The organism is Leucobacter sp. USCH14 (assembly GCF_037619215.1).
Classification (GTDB): domain Bacteria; phylum Actinomycetota; class Actinomycetes; order Actinomycetales; family Microbacteriaceae; genus Leucobacter.
This window is the reverse complement of record NZ_JAQPZP010000001.1, coordinates 23,994-39,899: the sequence shown is the minus strand read 5'-3', so window position 1 is coordinate 39,899 and position 15,906 is coordinate 23,994. Positions and strand designations below refer to the sequence as shown.

Genomic DNA, 15,906 nt, shown 5'->3' with positions numbered 1-15,906 from the left:
GTGCGGGAGTCGTTTCGTCCATCACCCCAGTGTATGGAGCACCTCCGACAGAATGCGGGCGTCGACCTTGTCCGGTTCCGCGCCCGTTCGAATGGACCTCCGGCATAGACTTGGGCCAGCGATTCGGGCACTCGAGGTCCATCACGGGAGGCATCTGACATGAGCGCGACAGGCGGCAGCAAGGCGATCATCGCGGCACTACTCGCCAATCTGGGAATCGCGGTGACGAAGTTCATCGCGTGGGCGTTCTCGGGATCCTCCTCGATGCTCGCGGAGGGCGTGCACTCCCTCGCCGACTCGGGCAACCAGGTGCTGCTGCTCGTCGGCGGCAAGCGCGCGCAGCAGAAGGCGGACAAGGAGCACCCGTTCGGCCACGGTCGCGTGCGCTACGTCTACGCCTTCGTCGTCGCCATCGTGCTCTTCTCGATCGGTGGAGTGTTCTCGGTGTACGAGGGCGTCTCGAAGATTCAGCACCCGCACGCCCTCGAGGTGTGGTGGCTTCCCCTCCTCGTGCTGGCCATCGCAATCGTGCTCGAGAGCTTCTCGCTGCGCACGGCCATTCGCGAGAGCCGACCGCACAAGGGCACGTCGAGCTGGTTCCAGTTCATCCGCCGCTCCAAGGCGCCCGAGCTGCCCGTGGTGCTGCTCGAGGATCTCGCCGCGCTGCTCGGCCTCGTGTTCGCCTTCATCGGCGTCGGCCTGACCGTGCTCACCGGCAACGGCCTCTTCGACGGCATCGCCACCGTAGCCATCGGCGTGCTGCTCGTCGCCGTCGCCATCGTGCTCGGCATCGAGGTGAAGAGCCTGCTCGTCGGCGAGGGAGCGAACGACGACGACGTCGCGAAGATCGAGGCCGCGCTTCTCAAGTCGCAGGACGTCAATCGCATCATCCACATGAAGACCCTCTACCTCGGCCCCGATGAGTTCATGGTCGGCGCGAAGATCGACATCGCGCCGGAGAGGACGATGAACGAGGTCTCCGTCATCATCAACCTCGCCGAGCGTCGCGTGCGCGAAGCGGTGCCTGCCGCTCGCGTCATCTACATCGAGCCCGACGTGTACCTGGATCCCAACGCCGACACGCCCTCGACGAGCTCCATCGTCATGCTCTCGAGCGACTGACATCGGCGACCTGCGCGCACCGCTTCCGGTGCACGCACCGTTCACCCGACAGCAACCGCACCGCTCCTTCCCGGCCACCGCGTACTTCTAGCGTGGGGTCTCGGATCGGCCGCCCGTTCACGGGGCGAGTCCGCACGCGCCTCCCGGCGATCCGCACCCATACGTTGGAAGGAACACCCGTGACCTCTCGCGCTATTCTGCGCTCCGCCGCCGTTATCACCGCCCTGCTCATGGGCGGCTCGCTGGCAGCCTGCTCCACGGCGAGCAACGCCGAGGGCGGCTCGACCTCGTCGACCGACGCCGCCACCGCCACCAGCGCCGAAGACTTCGGCGGCATGGATGCGCTCGTCGCCGCCGCTCAGGAGGAGGGCGAGCTCAACGTCATCGCGCTTCCCGAGACCTGGGCCAACTACGGCAAGATCATCACCGGCTTCGAGGACAAGTACGGCATCACCGTCAATTCGGCCTCACCCGACGCGTCGAGCGCCGAGGAGATCCAGGCCGCGGACAACCTGCAGGGGCAGGACACCGCGCCCGACGTCTTCGACCTCGGCAGCGCGGTGGCGCTCGAGAACGTCGACAAGTTCGCCCCGTACCAGGTGGAGACCTGGGACGACATTCCCGAGGGCAACAAGGAGCCGACCGGCCTCTGGGTGAACAACTACTCGGGCATCATGTCGATCGGGTACGACTCCGACAAGCTCTCCGAGCCGAAGGCGCTCGACGACCTGCTGGGCGCCGACTACAAGGGCTCGGTCGTGCTCAACGGCGACCCGACCCAGGCCGGCGCCGCGTTCGCCGCGGTCGGCTCGATCTCCTCACTGAACGGCGGCGGAGTCGACGACTTCGGCCCCGGCGTCGACTTCGTCGGCGAGCTGCGCGACGCGGGCAACCTGCTGACCGTCGACCCGACGCCCGCAACGATCGCCTCGGGCGAGACCCCCCTCGTCTTCGACTGGTCGTTCAACAACATCGCGGCCGCCGCCGACAAGCCCAGCTGGGAGACCACGGTGCTCGAGGGCCCGGCCTACGTCTCGTTCTACAACGAGGCCATCAACAAGGACGCGCCGAACCCCGCCGCAGCCCGCCTGTGGCAGGAGTGGATCTTCTCGGACGAGGTGCAGACGCTGTTCCTCGAGGCGAACGCCGTTCCGGTACGCGCCGATGCGCTGCAGGAAGCCGGCTCCGTCGACGAGTCCCTGCTCGAGGCCGCGACGTTCGGCACGAGCAGCGACGACTGGATCACGCCGACCGAAGACGACACCGCTGCGGCGAACACGCTCCTCGCCGAGCGCTGGGCCGACGCGATCAAGTAACGCAGGATCCGTGCGGTGGGGGCGCGAGCCGCCCCCACCGCACGCGTGCGTCTGCGCCCCTCATCCCCCCTCTCGGCCGACCGTTCCGGAGCCCACGTGAAACGTCTCGCCTCGGTGATCGGGCTCGCCCCGTTCACCGTGTACATCCTGCTCTTCCTCGCCGTACCCACCGTGCTCGCCGTGGGCAGCGGCTTCACCGACGACCGGGGGTTCACCCTCGCGAACCTCCAGGTGCTCGCAGCCCCGGCGACGCTCAGCGCGTTCGGCGCGAGCGTGTGGATCAGCGTCGTCACCGCCGTCATCGGCGCCGTGATCGGCGCGATCCTCTGCTGGGCGCTCGCCGCGCTGCCCGAGCACGGCCCCCTGCGCCGCGTCATCGATGCCGCGAGCTCGGTACTCGCCCAGTTCGGAGGCGTCATGCTCGCATTCGCCTTCGTGGCGACGATCGGCATTCAAGGTCTCGTCACGGTCGTGCTGCGCGAACGCCTCGGCACCGACATCTACGCGGAGGGCGTCTGGTTGTACGAACTCCCGGGCCTCATCCTCCCCTACGTCTACTTCCAGGTACCGCTCATGGTCATCACCTTCTTGCCGGCGGTCGTCGCCCTGAAACCGGGGTGGGCGGAAGCGGTCGCGACCCTCGGCGGGAGCAGCTTCAGCTACTGGTGGCGCGTCGGGCTCCCCGTGCTCGCCCCCGCGTTCCTCGGTTCGCTCCTGCTGCTGTTCGCGAATGCGTTCTCGTCGTACGCGACCGCGGCGGCGCTCATCAGCCAGGGCTCGCAGATCGTTCCGCTGCAGATCCGGGCCGCGCTGATCGGGGAGACCGGCGGATCGAACTCCGCATCGGCCGGTGTGCTCGCCCTCGGCATGATCATCGTGATGACCGTCGTGATGCTCGCCTACGGCAGACTCATGGCGCGGGCGGGGCGGTGGCAGCGGTGAGCTCGCGCATGCCGGGCCGCCCCCCGCGCGGCGTCGCCTACGCGGTGGTCGGGGTCATCGGCCTCGTCTTCATGATCCCGCTCCTCGCGATGCTCGAATTCACGCTTCGACAGACCACCGGCGGCTACGGCCTCGACCACTGGCTGGGACTCTTCGACCCCGCGAACGCGCGCGCCTACCGGCCGCTGTTCCAGGGGCTCGGAAACTCGTTCCTGCTCGCCGGGCTCACCCTCGTCATCGTGCTCGGCGTCTTCTTCCCGACCATCGTGCTCGTGCATCTGCGCTTCCCGAAACTGGAACGGGCGCTCGACCTGCTCACGGTGCTGCCCATCGCGATCCCCGCCATCGTGCTCGTCGTGGGGTTCGCACCGATCTACCGCGCGCTCGGCTCCGTCGTCGGCTCCGGCGCCTGGTCGCTCGCGCTCGCGTACGGCGTGCTCGTGCTGCCCTTCGCCTACCGGGCGATCAACTCCGACCTGCAGGGCATGGACGCCCGCACGCGCACCGAAGCCGCTCGTTCGCTCGGCGCCGGGTGGGGCACCGTGCTGGTGCGCATCGTCACCCCCGGGGTGCGACGCGGCCTGCTCGCGGCCTCGCTGCTCACGATCGCGATCGTGCTCGGCGAATTCACCGTCTCATCGCTGCTCAATCGCGTGACGCTGCAGACGGCGCTGCTGCAGATCTCCAAGTCGGATCCGTTCGTCGCCGTCGCGGTATCGTTGCTCTCGCTGGTCGGCGCCTTCCTCGTTCTTCTCCTCGTCAGCAGCACCGGGGGCGCGCCGCGTCGCCGGAAGCGGCGCGGTTCCCGTTCGACAACCTCTCAGGAGTCCTGATCATGAACGCCACGATGACCCAGACCCGATCGGGGGCCGCGGTGCGCCTCGAGCAGGTGACCAAGGCGTACGGCGCGACCACCGTGCTGCACGACATCGACCTCGCGCTCGAACCCGGAGAACTCATCTGCCTGCTGGGCCCGTCGGGCTGCGGCAAGACGACGGCGCTGCGCTGCATCGCCGGTCTCGAGGATGTCACGTCCGGTCGCGTGCGCATCGGCGACGACGATGTCACCCGGGTTCCCGTGAACCGCCGCGACATCGGCATGGTCTTCCAGCAGTACTCGCTCTTCCCGCACCTCACCGTCGCCCGCAACGTCGAGTTCGGGCTCGGCATGCGCAGGGTGCCGAAGGCCGAGCGGATCACCCGCATCGGCGACATGCTCGAGATCGTGGGGCTCTCGCATCTCGCCGAGCGGTTCCCCCACGAGCTCTCCGGCGGTCAGCAGCAGCGCGTCGCTCTCGCTCGAGCACTCGTCACGCGGCCTCGTGCGCTGCTGCTCGACGAGCCGCTGTCGGCGCTCGACGCGAAGGTGCGCGTGCGGCTGCGCGAGCAGATCCGCGCCATTCAGACCGAGCTCGGCATCACCACCGTCTTCGTCACGCACGACCAGGAGGAGGCGCTCGCGATCTCCGACCGCGTCGCGGTGATGGAGGGCGGCCGGATCGCGCAGCTCGGCACGCCCGAAGACCTCTACCGCCGGCCCGCCTCGCCCTTCGTCGCCGACTTCGTCGGGCTCTCCAACCAGCTCGACGCGACGCAGGAGCAGGATCGCGTGAACGTGCGCGGCGCCCTGCTCCCGCTGATCGCTCCCGCGGGAGCCGGCACCACCGGCGTCTCGAGCGCACGTGTCACGGCGTATGTGCGCCCCGAGCACGTGCGGCTCGCGGCAGAGGCTCCGGGATCCTTCGCGTCTCCGTTGAGCGGTGTCGTGCTGTCGAGCGGATTCCTCGGCCCGATCCGCCGCACGGTCGTGCAGTTCGACGACGGCACCGAGGTCGCGTCGCAGCACGGCGCCGACGAACCCTTCCGCGCGGGCGATCGCGTCGTCGTCTCGTTCGCCCCCGAACCGGTGACGGTCGCGCCCCGCGCCTGACGCCGCCCGCCCGGCTTGCCCGCCCCGGTCCGCGCCCATCCGCGCCCATTCTGCGAGCGGGGTCACTTCGGGAGGGTGTTGCGTGCCTCCACCGCCCCGACACACTCCCGAAGTGACCCCGCTCGCACAGGGGGCAGCGGCGACGCAGCGGCGGACGGCGGCGACGCAGCGGCGGCTAGCGGCGGCGCTCGAAGAAGGCGCGCAGCAGCGCGGCGCTCTCGTCGGCGCGCACGCCCGCGACCACCTCGGGCACCGCGTGCGGAAGGCGCCCGTCGCGCAGCAGATCGTAGACGCTGCCGACCGCGCCGGCCTTCTCGTCCCAGGCGCCGATCACCACGCGCGCGACTCGGGCCGCGAGGATGGTGCCGGCGCACATCACGCACGGCTCCAGGGTGACCACGAGGGTGCAGTCGTCGAGCACCCGGCTTCCACGGGCGGCGGCCGCCTCGCGGATGGCGATGACCTCGGCATGGCCCGTCGGATCCGGCACCGCCTCGCGTGCATTGCGACCCGCGCCGATCACCGCCCCTTCGGCGTCGAGCACGAGAGCTCCGACCGGGATCTCGCCGGCGTCGCGCGCGACCCGCGCCTCCGCGAGAGCCAGCCCCATGATCTCGGACTCGGCGCGCGATGGGGGGATGGGGGTCACGCCAATAGAATAGGTCCATGCGAGTCTTCGTTGCGGATCATCCCCTCATCACCCACAAGCTCACCGTGTTGCGTGACACGAAGACCTCTCAGCCGACGTTCCGGCTCCTCATCGAAGAGCTGATGACGCTCCTCGCCTACGAGGCGACCCGCGAGGTGCGCGTCGAGCCGCACGCCATCGAGACCCCGGTCGCCCCGACGACGGGCGTGAAGCTCAGCGAGCCGTTGCCGCTCATCGTCCCGATCCTGCGCGCCGGGCTCGGCATGCTCGAGGGGATGGTGAAGCTCGTGCCCACGGCCGAGGTCGGGTTCCTCGGCATGGCGCGGGATGAGGAGACGCTGCAGCCCACGACCTACGCCGAGCGCCTGCCCGATTCGCTGGCCGGGCGGCAGTGCTTCGTGCTCGATCCGATGCTCGCAACGGGAGGATCGCTCGCGGCGGCGATCAAGTTCCTCTTCGACCGCGGCGCCGACGATGTCACGGCGATCTGCGTACTCGGCACTCCGGAGGGCGTCGAGGCGATCGAGCAGGCCGCGGGTGACCGCAAGGTGACCCTGGTGCTCGGCGCGCTCGACGAGGGGCTGAACGAGCAGGCCTACATCGTGCCCGGTCTGGGCGACGCCGGCGACCGCCTGTACGGCACCGCCGGCGACTGACTCGACCCAACCGCTCGGCCGCCGGACCGCTCGACTGGGTGCTTCAACTTCCGCTTGACACCCGGAGCAATGCTTTGCTTAACTTGCGGTTATGCATGAGACCATTCGTCCCCAGTCCGCCTTCGAGGTGAACTTTGGGAACCCCGGCATGATGATGGCCGGGCAGAGTGTCATGCGTTGTCGAATGTGCATGTGAACGTTTTCTAGCAGTACGTCCACCCGGCGATGCGCGTCCCGCATCCCATCGCCGCAATCACACGGTGTCGATCCTCTCGAACACTTCGAGACCGGCGCCCGTATCGCCCGCACCTCCGGCCGGTTCCCGGCCACAGCGTTCCGCGCACCGCAGCGCAGAACCGCATTCGACAGCTTGAAGGACATCATCATGAACGCCACCACGCAGACCCTCCGCGCCGCACGCCCCGACCTCGCTGCAGATCTCGCACCGCAGACGGCGCCCGAGCGCCGAGTTCCCGAAGGCACCGAGGTGCGCGGTTTCGCCCTCTACGTCGGCCTCGCCGATGACAAGATCGCCGACGGCGACCCCAAGCTCGGCGCCATCGTCACGCGCATCAAGCAGCTGGTCGCCGAGCTCGCTCCCGCAGCCGAGACGTACGCCGCAGTCGCGCTCGCTCCCGAGCAGACCGGTGGTCGCGACGTCGACGTGGTGCGCCTCGCACTCGGAGACCCCGCGGCCGTCGCCCGCCAGAAGCAGCACGAGGCGGAGGAGCAGGACCACGCGGCGAGCGGAGTGATCCTCGACCTCTCGCGCAAGCGCGTGCTGCTCGACAACGTCGCCGCCGCCCTCACCTTCCGGGAGTTCGAACTGCTGCAGTATCTCGTGCTGCGCGAGGGGCGCACGATCAGCCGCGAAGAGCTCATCTCCGCGCTGTGGAGCGAGGGCAGCGATGAGGAGGTGCCGAGCGAGCGCACCATCGACGTGCACATCCGTCGCCTGCGCGTGAAGCTCGCGCAGTACCAGGACATCGTGCGCACGGTGCGCGGCACCGGGTACCGGTTCGACCGCCACGCCGATGTCGCGATCCTCCACACCGCGGCTCCGAGCCCCGACGCGTTCTAGACCGGAGCGCCCGGCATCGCCCGACCGCGCGCTGCTTCGGCGCGTGGCGGGGAATGCGCTACCGCGACGCGAGGCACCTGCGGTAGCCTCAAAAGCGCATCCTACGTCTTGAAGGAGACCGAACATGACTACGTTGCCCCCAGAGGATCAGCCCGGCCGCGAGCCCGCCGGCAACGGCTCCGGCGATCCCGCGCCGACGACGCCACCGGCTCCGCCCGCACCTCCGACGGTGCCCCAGGCTCCCCCGAGCGCTCCCCAGACGCCTCCGTCGGCTCCGCAGTTCCAGCAGCCCCAGTACCAGGCTCCGGCCACGCCGCCGGCGCCCCCGCAGGCACCGCAGTACCAGGCTCCGCCTGCGCAGCCGCAGCAGCCGCAGCAGACTTACCAGCAGCCGCAGCAGCCGCCGCAGTACGGCGCGCCCGGCCAGACGGGTCAGACGCCCCCGCCGCCCGGAGGCTACCAGCAGCCGCCCGCGGGCTACGCGCAGCCGGCGGCCGATCCGGCGACCAACGTGGTGCTGAACTACTGGCTGTCGGTCTTCTTCTCCTGGATTCCGGCGCTGATCTTCTACCTGGTCGACAAGGACAAGGGCGACCAGCGCGTGTACGCGTACCAGCGCGACAACCTGAACTTCTCGCTGCTGCGAGTCGGCGTCGTCGTAGTGACCTGGATCCTCGCGTTCATCCCCTACCTCGGAGCGATCTTCGCCTTCATCCTCTGGATCGGCTCGCTCGTGCTGTTCATCTTCCACATCATCGCTGCGGTGAAGGCGAGCGAGGGCTTCCGCCGCGGCGAGCGGCCGGGCTTCATCTTCAACGTTCCGCTCGTCAAGTAGCGTCGCTCGCACGCCACGGCGCCCTGGTCTGCATATGCGGGCTCGGGGCGCCGTTGTCGTTCGTCGGCCCGTACCTCGATGCTGACGAGGGCGCCTCGCCGGATCAGGTGATCAGGTGCCGTACGCGGCGCGACGCGCGCGCCGGGCGCGCCAGCGCTCCGTGAACCGTGCCAGCGCCATCCGCGCCCACCCGAGCAGCCGCCGCGCCCAGTGGAACTCGGTGCCGAGGATCGCGAGACCGAAGAACACGATGAGCCATCCGGGCCCCGGCAGCGGAACCAGGATCAGCCCGACGACGACGATCAGCGCGCCGAGCGCGGTGATCGCGATCCGGTAGAGCGCGTCGAGCCAGCGGCTCCGCTTGATCACGGCGCGGGCTCGAGACGCCCCGCGAACCACGCGGTGCCAGCGGCGTTCCCGATACTGCGCGCGTTCGTGATGCTCCGTGCGCTCGTGATGCTCCGTGCGCTCGCGTCGGCTGCCGGGCGCGGCTCGGAGTGCATCGGGTGCGGGCATGCGGCGAGGCTACGCGGCGAGGCTGGCAGCACGCCGCATGACAGGTGGGTGCACGCTTAGACTGGCGGGATGAGCGAGCGATGGCGATCCGTGGCGGCCGCGGCAGGTCTGGCAGCGACCGACGGAACGACTCGCCCGACGATCTTCGCCGAGATGACCGCGCTCGCGGTCGAAACCGATTCGGCGAATCTCGGGCAGGGGTTCCCCGACGCCGACGGCCCGGAATGGATTCGCCGCATCGCCGCCGATGCGATCCTCACCGGGCAGAACCAGTACCCGCCGGGGCGCGGAATCCCGGCCCTGCGCGACGCGATCGCGCAGCACCGGCACCGGCACACGGGGCTCATCGCGAACCCGGCGACCGAGGTGCTCGTCACCGCGGGCGCGACCGAGGCCCTCGCCGCTGCGCTGCTCGCGTTCACCGGCCCTGGCGACGAGGTGGTCACCCTCGAGCCGTTCTACGATGCGTACGCCGCACTCATCGCGATGTCGGGCGCGACCCATGCGACCGTCCCTCTGCGGCACGAGAACGGCGCCTTCCGACTGGATCGCTCTTCACTCGACGCCGCGATCACCGACCGCACGCGCGTGATCCTGATCAACACGCCGCACAACCCCACCGGAACCGTGCTGAGCGCCGACGAGCTCGCCCTCGTCGCGGATGCGGCGCAGCGAGCCGACGCCATCGTGCTGACCGATGAGGTCTACGAGCATCTCACCTTCGGCGGTGCTCGCCACCACTCGATCGCGGCGCTCGCCGGAATGGCCGAGCGCACCGTGACGGTCTCGTCCGCGGGCAAGACGTTCTCGCTCACCGGCTGGAAGATCGGGTGGGCGGTGGCGCCGGCGCCGCTCATCGAGGCGATGACCGCGGTGAAGCAGTTCCTCACCTACTCGGGCGGCGCACCGTTCCAACCGGCGATCGCACGCGCGTTGACCGACGGCGATGCCGATGTCCGGGAACTGCGCGATTCCCTGGCGGATCGCCGCGACCTCCTCGTCGCCGGCCTCCGCGAGGCCGGTTTCGATCTGGTGGTGCCGGGCGGCACCTACTTCGTGTGCGCCGATGCCGCGCCGTTCCTGAGCGAGTCGGTACCCGACGGTGCGGCGTTCGCGCGAATGCTGCCCCGCTCGATCGGCGTGGCGTGCGTACCCATTTCGGCGTTCTGCAGCGCTGGGTCGGAGACTGCCTCAGCCCTGGCGTCGTGGGTGCGCTTCACGTTCGTCAAGGACGAGCGGACGCTGCGCTCCGCGATCGAGCGACTCGCCCAGTTGCGCGTCGCAGATGCGCCTCGGAGTGCGCCGCTCGGCTGAGTCGCGCACCTCCGTACCGCACCCCTCCTCGAGCTCGCAGCCCGATCGCGATCCAGACCGCCACCCCGCGCTCGAGCACCCAGAGCGGCGCCCACAGTGCTGCCGTCCGCGGGAAGACCTCTGCGCCGCCGTGTCGACGTCGGCCCAGCTCTGCGAGGAGCAGGATCACCGCGAGCAGCACGACGGCTCGCGATCGCTTCGCACTGCTCCAGATCGCCGCGGGAAGAATCGTCGCCTCCGCCAGGAGCCGAGCCGGCTGCGCCCAGCTGTCGTACGCTTGGCGCACGCGCTGCGAGAGAAAGTGCGCCGTCGAGGGCGGTCGTCGCGCAACGACGATGTCCGGCCGGGAGAGGACCCGGCCCCCGGCCGCGCGCACCGTGCGTTCGAGTTCGAGATTCTCGAACAGCACGTCGGTGTCGTAGCCGCCCATTTCGATGAACACGGAGCGGCGCAGCCCGTACGTTCCGGGGTAGTCGTCTCCCAGGGCTCGATTCAGCAGGCTGCGGCCGGTGTCCCACCGCGCGTGCCACGGCGCCGGCGCGAAGACGTTCTGCGGTTTCACGAGGTCCGAGCCGCGCAGGGCGCGAGCCACCGCGCTGACGCCGCGCCGGTCGTACCGCACGTCGTCATCCGCCAGGATGACGAGCTCGCGACGCGCCGCTTCGACTCCGGCGATCACGCCGACGACCTTGCCATTGCCGGTGCTCGGCGGTCGCACCGCGAGGTGCCGCACGATCCCCCGCCACCGCTCGGCGTGCGCGTCGAAGAGCGGTGCAGTCGATCCATCGACGACCGTGACGTCGACCCACGTCGCGAGTTCTCGGAGGTACGCGGTGAGTTCGTCCAGCCCGGCATCGCTGCTCCACCGCAGCGGGATGATGTACTCCACCGGTATCTGGTCGCCCATGGTCGTGGCTCAGCGTCGCTCAGTATCGCTCAGTCATCGGTGCGGAACCCGGAGAGTCTGTGCGTGCCGTCGCAGAAGGGTTTGATGGTCGAGAGCCCGCAGCGGCACAGCGCCACGGTGCGGCGCTTCTGCGGAATCGGCTCTCCGTCCACCGTCTGCAGGGTGATCTCTCCGCGCACGATCAGTGGCCCGTCGGGGTACGGCGTGACCGTCGGCTCGTCGCCGGTCACGCCGCGGCTCCGGCTCGCAGGGAGGAGCGCCCGTCCGTCCACGACTCGAGCATGTGCTGCCCCATCCAGCCGTCGACGGTCAAGCAGGCGGCCGCTCCGAACATGATGTCGTGGAGCAGTTCCGGCCGATCCTCCGCGAGCGCGCCCGCCATGTCGCGCCCGGCGATCTGCTCGTGCACGGCGTCCGCTTCCACGTGCTCGTCGAAGTAGTCGGTGACGTCCTCCCCGTACCCGAGGCGGCGGAAGCCGTCGCCGTACAGCCGATTCGGGATCGCCGAGGTCATCTCGAACGCGGCCAGGTGGCCCACGATCGCCCCGACGAGTCGGCGATTCAGCCCGAACATCGACATCATGTTGTGGGACGCGAGCGTGATGGCGGGAACGTCGCCCAGGTACCCGCCATAGGTGTCATCGAGGCCCGCGCCCCGCATCGTCTTCGCGTAGATCGTGGCGTGCACCCGATCGGGTCGACCGCCGCCGTACTCGTCGGCCTGAATCTCGACGAGCGCCGCCTTCGCACCGCCGCGGAGGCGGGGAATCGCCCACGAGTGCGGATCTGCCTCTCGCAGCGTGTAGATCGACTTCTGCATCAGGAACTCCCGCGCCTGCTCCTCGGTTGCGCGCTTCGCGAAGTACCGCGACAGGCTCGGGCCGGAGTCGGCGGAGGTGAGATCGAAGAGCGCCTTCGCCACGTCCCTCGCTCGAGCATCGGGGACATCGGACACCTGGATGCGCTCTCGAAGCTCGGCCTCGAACGCCGCCTCCAGCACCGAGCGCGTCTCGATGAGCGCCGTATCCCACTCCGCATCCGCCGAGATGCCCTCGAGCGAGCCGTAGAAGCAGGCGTACAGCAGGAAGAGCGCGAGCTGAATGTCCTCGTCGTACGTCACACTCTCCGAGCGTCCGACTGCCCGGCGGGCGGCTTCCGGAGCAGCGCTCGCGCCAGTCTCCTCTCCCACCCCCGAGAGCCTCTGCAGCAGTGCCTCGCTGACGGGCCCGCGGGGCTGCAGGGCGAGCAGTGGGGATGGCGTGTCGACGGTAACGGACATGGGGCTCCTAACGGTAGGCCTTCAGCTTCTCCGGCAACGCGTCGCGTCGAAAGGGCTTGGCGGCGAGACGAGAAGTGCGGTAATGCGCTCGGAGCGGCGCCGGAGCGGCGCTGACGTTCAATCGGCGCTCGTCTTCGCGTCCTTGCCGTTCCGCTCGCGGATCCTCCGCCCCTCCGCGATGTCCTGCTGCTCCTTCTTCGCGGCCTTGTCGCTCTTGCGGGTGTCGCGCGGCGGGAGCTGAATCCGATCCTCAGCCGGCATGCCGGCCTGCAGCTCGCGCCCGCGCTCCAACTCCGCGTCGAACTCCGCGCCGAAGAGGATGGCGTTGTTCGCGATCCATAGCCACAGCAAGAAGATGATGACGCCGGCGAGCGAGCCGTACGTCTTGTCGTAGTTGGAGAAGTTCGCGACGTAGAAGCCGAACGCCGCGGTCGCGATCGCCAAGAGGATGAGGGCGAGGAACGCCCCCATGCTCATCCAGCGGAACTTGGGCTGCTTGGCGTTCGGGGTGGCGTAGTAGAGGATCGCCAGAATCAGTGCGAACACGACGAGCAGCACGGGCCACTTCGCGATCGACCAGATCATCGTCGCCGTCTCGCCGATGCCGAGTGTCGAGCCGACTGCGTCCGCCACGGGGCCCGAGACCACGAGGATCACGGCGGCGATCACGATGAGCACGAGCGCGATGATCGTGACGAGCAGCTGCGCCGGCTTCAGCTTCCAGAACGGCCGCCCCTCCTCGATCTCGTAGATGCGGTTCATCGCCCGGCTGAAGGCTGTGACGTACCCAGAGGCCGACCAGATCGCGACGACGAGGCCGCTCACCAGCGCGAAGCCCGCGGCCGGCGAAGTGGCGAACTGCTCGATCGGGCCGCGCACCACGTCGGCCGTGCCACCCGGGGCGACCTCGTCGACGATGCCGAGAATCGCGTCCGTCGCCGCGGGTCCCTGACCGAACACCCCCAGCAGTGAGAAGATCGCGATCAGGGCGGGGAAGAGGGCGAGTACCGCGTAGTAGGTGAGGCTCGCGGCGATGTCCGTGCACTGATCCGCACCGAACTCTCGGAGCGTCTTGCGCAGCACGTACTTCCAGGAGCGCTTCTCGAGGTCGGTCGGCCCGTCCGGCTTTCGAGCGTCCTCCGGATCCGGGGCGTGCTTCCGAGTGTCGGCGTGCGGTGCGTCCTGGGTGCTCATGGGGTGTCCTTCCCGTGCAGGCTCGAGGGTAGCGGAGCCTCCAGTGAAGTACGAGCGCCGCCAGGCGTCATCGGGGTCGCGCCCGAGCTCCCCCTGCCCTATAGTGATGCGATCCGCGCGACGCAAGATTCTGTCGCACGGTGTATTGAAGCGGCAGTATGGAGATATGAACGCCTCGCCTTACGCTGCCCGCCCGTGGCTGTCCTCGTACGCGGAAGGAGTGCCGGCGGAGATCGGCGACCCCGCGCAGACGCTCCCCGAGATGCTTGCGGCGAGCGTGCGCGAGTTCCCCTCCCATGCGGCACTCGAGTTCTTCGGAGCGACCACGAACTACCGGCAACTGGGCGAACAGGTGGAGCGGGCGGCCGAGGGGCTGCGGCGCATCGGCGTGACGAAGGGCGATCGGGTGGCGATCGTCCTGCCGAACTGCCCGCAGCACGTCGTGGCGTTCTACGCGGTGCTTCGGCTCGGCGCCGTCGTCGTCGAGCACAATCCGCTCTACACGGCTCGTGAGCTGCGCCATCAGTTCGAGGATCACGGCGCCCGCTTCGCGATCGCCTGGAACAAGGTGGTCGACACCATCGCCGACTTCCCGTCCGACCTCGCGCTCGAGCGCATCGTCAGCGTCGACCTCACCTCTGCGATGCCCCGATCGAAGCGCCTGTTGCTGCGCCTGCCGCTTCCCGCAGCGCGCGCCTCCCGAGCGAAGCTGACGGGAACCCCATCGGCGAAGGGTCTCGTCACCTGGAACGACCTGCTGCATCACCGACGAGTCGCCCGGCGCACTACCGGCCCCTCAGTGCACGACATCGCCCTCCTCCAATACACCAGCGGCACCACCGGATCCCCGAAGGGGGCGATGCTGTCGCATGCCAACCTCCGGGCGAACGCCATGCAGGGCGAGGCCTGGGTGCCGGGGTTGGAGCGCGGTGAGGAGACCTTCTACGGGGTGCTGCCGCTCTTCCACGCCTACGGGATGACGCTCTGCCTGACCTTCGCGATGAGCATCGGCGCGAAGCTCGTGCTCTTCCCGACCTTCGACGTGGGGCTCGTCACGGCGGCGGCGCGCAAGAGCCCGCCGACCTTCCTTCCCGCGGTGCCGCCGATCTACGACCAGCTCGCTCGCGCTGCGTCGCGGGGAACGGTCGATCTCTCGACGGTGCGCTTCGCGATCTCCGGCGCGATGAGCCTTCCCGTGGCGACGGTGGAGCGATGGGAGGAGACGACCGGCGGCCTGCTGGTGGAGGGGTACGGAATGACCGAGAGCTCGCCGGTGGCGCTCGGCAACCCCATCGGCAGGACGCGCCGCCCGGGCACCGTTGGCGTGCCGTTCCCGAGCACCGAGATCCGCGTCGTCGATCCCGAGGATCCGTCGGTGGACGTGGCGCTCGGAGAACCCGGCGAATTGCTGCTGCGCGGCCCCCAGGTCTTCCAGGGGTACTGGGGCCGACCGCTCGAGACGTCGGAGGCGCTGCTGCCCGACGGATGGCTCAGAACGGGCGACATCGCCGAGGTCTCCGAAGACGGCTTCGTGACGATCGTCGACCGCCTCAAGGAGCTCATCATCACCGGCGGCTTCAACGTCTCCCCGAGCGAGGTGGAAGACACGCTCTTCGCGCACCCCGATGTGAGCGCGGCCGCCGTCGTCGGCCTGCCGCGCTCCGACGGCGGCGAGGAGGTGGCGGCAGCCGTCGTGCTGCGTGACGACGTCGAGCTCGACCCCGGAGCACTGCGCGACTTCTGCCGCGCCCGTCTCACCCCGTACAAGGTGCCGCGCCGTTTCGTTCAGGTCGACGAGCTTCCGCGTTCGCTCATCGGCAAGGTGCTCCGCCGCAGCGTGCGAGAGGCGCTGCTCGCCCGCGCGGCCGGCTGAAACAGCCGCCCGCAGACGCAGAAGGGCCCGTCGCAGTGCGACGGGCCCGGTGGCGGAGGATGGGGGATTTGAACCCCCGAGGGCGTGAACCCAACACGCGTTCCAGGCGTGCGCCATAGGCCGCTAGGCGAATCCTCCTCACTGGCCGAAGCCAGCGCGCACCAGTCTAGCGGGTTCTCGCCACCAGACCGAACCGAGGGTGCACGCAGGCGATGCAGCACGTCGGCCACTCCCCGGTCGAGCGCCCAAAGATGTACGTCAGCTGACCGCAGGACTTGAAAGTAACGGAACG

General features: G+C 69.3%; 16 protein-coding genes and 1 tRNA gene. 10 read left to right on the top strand and 7 right to left on the bottom strand.

Features of this window, described 5'->3' with window-relative positions; genetic code table 11:
* Positions 1-159: 159 nt before the first annotated feature.
* From PQI23_RS00190 to PQI23_RS00170, 5 genes are all read left to right on the top strand, one after another.
* Positions 160-1,122, top strand: coding sequence for a cation diffusion facilitator family transporter (locus PQI23_RS00190; RefSeq protein ID WP_339970545.1), 963 nt, complete (start codon positions 160-162; stop codon positions 1,120-1,122).
* 179 nt (positions 1,123-1,301) lie between these two features.
* Positions 1,302-2,438: an ABC transporter substrate-binding protein gene (locus PQI23_RS00185; RefSeq protein WP_339970543.1), complete on the top strand. Its 1,137-nt coding sequence runs from the start codon at positions 1,302-1,304 to the stop codon at positions 2,436-2,438.
* A gap of 96 nt (positions 2,439-2,534) precedes the next feature.
* Entirely contained in the window at positions 2,535-3,380 is an 846-nt protein-coding gene (locus tag PQI23_RS00180) for an ABC transporter permease (protein ID WP_339970542.1), read from the top strand.
* Between the two features lie 8 nt (positions 3,381-3,388).
* Entirely contained in the window at positions 3,389-4,213 is an 825-nt protein-coding gene (locus PQI23_RS00175) for an ABC transporter permease (protein ID WP_339971131.1), read from the top strand.
* Positions 4,214-4,215: 2 nt separating this feature from the next.
* Positions 4,216-5,310, top strand: a complete 1,095-nt coding sequence (locus tag PQI23_RS00170) for an ABC transporter ATP-binding protein (RefSeq protein ID WP_339970540.1) — start codon at positions 4,216-4,218, stop codon at positions 5,308-5,310.
* A gap of 175 nt (positions 5,311-5,485) precedes the next feature.
* Here the strand turns inward: PQI23_RS00170 and PQI23_RS00165 are convergent, their stop codons facing one another.
* A complete protein-coding gene (locus PQI23_RS00165) occupies positions 5,486-5,920 on the bottom strand; it encodes a nucleoside deaminase (RefSeq protein ID WP_339971129.1) in 435 nt (144 codons plus the stop codon).
* Between the two features lie 56 nt (positions 5,921-5,976).
* Between PQI23_RS00165 and upp the strand changes: the two genes are divergently transcribed.
* From upp to PQI23_RS00150, 3 genes are all read left to right on the top strand, one after another.
* Complete coding sequence (upp, locus tag PQI23_RS00160) at positions 5,977-6,615, top strand: uracil phosphoribosyltransferase (RefSeq protein WP_339970538.1); 639 nt, start codon at positions 5,977-5,979, stop codon at positions 6,613-6,615.
* Positions 6,616-7,000: 385 nt separating this feature from the next.
* Positions 7,001-7,696, top strand: a complete 696-nt coding sequence (locus tag PQI23_RS00155) for a winged helix-turn-helix domain-containing protein (protein ID WP_339970537.1) — start codon at positions 7,001-7,003, stop codon at positions 7,694-7,696.
* A 124-nt stretch (positions 7,697-7,820) separates the two neighbouring features.
* Positions 7,821-8,531, top strand: a complete 711-nt coding sequence (locus tag PQI23_RS00150; RefSeq protein WP_339970536.1) for a DUF4870 domain-containing protein — start codon at positions 7,821-7,823, stop codon at positions 8,529-8,531.
* Between the two features lie 111 nt (positions 8,532-8,642).
* Here the strand turns inward: PQI23_RS00150 and PQI23_RS00145 are convergent, their stop codons facing one another.
* Positions 8,643-9,047: a TIGR02611 family protein gene (locus PQI23_RS00145; protein WP_339970534.1), complete on the bottom strand. Its 405-nt coding sequence runs from the start codon at positions 9,045-9,047 to the stop codon at positions 8,643-8,645.
* Between the two features lie 69 nt (positions 9,048-9,116).
* Between PQI23_RS00145 and PQI23_RS00140 the strand changes: the two genes are divergently transcribed.
* Complete coding sequence (locus PQI23_RS00140) at positions 9,117-10,361, top strand: aminotransferase class I/II-fold pyridoxal phosphate-dependent enzyme (RefSeq protein ID WP_339970532.1); 1,245 nt, start codon at positions 9,117-9,119, stop codon at positions 10,359-10,361.
* On the opposite strand, the gene PQI23_RS00135 is transcribed toward PQI23_RS00140, so the two are convergent.
* The 4 genes from PQI23_RS00135 to PQI23_RS00120 form a co-directional block, all read right to left on the bottom strand.
* Positions 10,273-11,268, bottom strand: coding sequence for a glycosyltransferase (locus PQI23_RS00135; RefSeq protein WP_339970530.1), 996 nt, complete (start codon positions 11,266-11,268; stop codon positions 10,273-10,275). The two genes, PQI23_RS00140 and PQI23_RS00135, sit on opposite strands and share 89 nt — an antisense overlap.
* Positions 11,269-11,297: 29 nt before the next feature.
* Positions 11,298-11,498 carry a CDGSH iron-sulfur domain-containing protein gene (locus PQI23_RS00130; protein WP_339970528.1) on the bottom strand — a complete coding sequence of 67 codons (201 nt, stop codon included), beginning with the start codon at positions 11,496-11,498 and terminating at the stop codon, positions 11,298-11,300.
* Entirely contained in the window at positions 11,495-12,547 is a 1,053-nt protein-coding gene (locus PQI23_RS00125) for an iron-containing redox enzyme family protein (protein ID WP_339970526.1), read from the bottom strand. Before PQI23_RS00125 ends, PQI23_RS00130 begins: the two co-directional genes overlap by 4 nt.
* Before the next feature lie 117 nt (positions 12,548-12,664).
* Positions 12,665-13,741, bottom strand: coding sequence for a YihY/virulence factor BrkB family protein (locus tag PQI23_RS00120; protein WP_339970524.1), 1,077 nt, complete (start codon positions 13,739-13,741; stop codon positions 12,665-12,667).
* 166 nt (positions 13,742-13,907) lie between these two features.
* Here PQI23_RS00120 and PQI23_RS00115 point away from each other — a divergent pair, with 166 nt between their 5' ends.
* Complete coding sequence (locus PQI23_RS00115; protein WP_339970522.1) at positions 13,908-15,614, top strand: long-chain-fatty-acid--CoA ligase; 1,707 nt, start codon at positions 13,908-13,910, stop codon at positions 15,612-15,614.
* Between the two features lie 50 nt (positions 15,615-15,664).
* On the opposite strand, the gene PQI23_RS00110 is transcribed toward PQI23_RS00115, so the two are convergent.
* A tRNA-Ser gene (locus PQI23_RS00110) sits at positions 15,665-15,752 on the bottom strand.
* Positions 15,753-15,906 lie beyond the last annotated feature (154 nt).

What these genes read in the sequence shown, in the direction of transcription:
- PQI23_RS00190 (WP_339970545.1), top strand. Translation starts at nt 160, where the DNA reads ATGAGCGCGACAGGCGGCAGCAAGGCGATCATCGCGGCACTACTCGCC.
- PQI23_RS00175 (WP_339971131.1), top strand. Translation starts at nt 3,389, where the DNA reads ATGCCGGGCCGCCCCCCGCGCGGCGTCGCCTACGCGGTGGTCGGGGTC.
- PQI23_RS00170 (WP_339970540.1), top strand. Translation starts at nt 4,216, where the DNA reads ATGAACGCCACGATGACCCAGACCCGATCGGGGGCCGCGGTGCGCCTC.
- PQI23_RS00165 (WP_339971129.1), bottom strand. Translation starts at nt 5,920, where the DNA reads ATGGGGCTGGCTCTCGCGGAGGCGCGGGTCGCGCGCGACGCCGGCGAG.
- upp (WP_339970538.1), top strand. Translation starts at nt 5,977, where the DNA reads ATGCGAGTCTTCGTTGCGGATCATCCCCTCATCACCCACAAGCTCACC.
- PQI23_RS00155 (WP_339970537.1), top strand. Translation starts at nt 7,001, where the DNA reads ATGAACGCCACCACGCAGACCCTCCGCGCCGCACGCCCCGACCTCGCT.
- PQI23_RS00150 (WP_339970536.1), top strand. Translation starts at nt 7,821, where the DNA reads ATGACTACGTTGCCCCCAGAGGATCAGCCCGGCCGCGAGCCCGCCGGC.
- PQI23_RS00145 (WP_339970534.1), bottom strand. Translation starts at nt 9,047, where the DNA reads ATGCCCGCACCCGATGCACTCCGAGCCGCGCCCGGCAGCCGACGCGAG.
- PQI23_RS00140 (WP_339970532.1), top strand. Translation starts at nt 9,117, where the DNA reads ATGAGCGAGCGATGGCGATCCGTGGCGGCCGCGGCAGGTCTGGCAGCG.
- PQI23_RS00135 (WP_339970530.1), bottom strand. Translation starts at nt 11,268, where the DNA reads ATGGGCGACCAGATACCGGTGGAGTACATCATCCCGCTGCGGTGGAGC.
- PQI23_RS00125 (WP_339970526.1), bottom strand. Translation starts at nt 12,547, where the DNA reads ATGTCCGTTACCGTCGACACGCCATCCCCACTGCTCGCCCTGCAGCCC.
- PQI23_RS00120 (WP_339970524.1), bottom strand. Translation starts at nt 13,741, where the DNA reads ATGAGCACCCAGGACGCACCGCACGCCGACACTCGGAAGCACGCCCCG.
- PQI23_RS00115 (WP_339970522.1), top strand. Translation starts at nt 13,908, where the DNA reads ATGAACGCCTCGCCTTACGCTGCCCGCCCGTGGCTGTCCTCGTACGCG.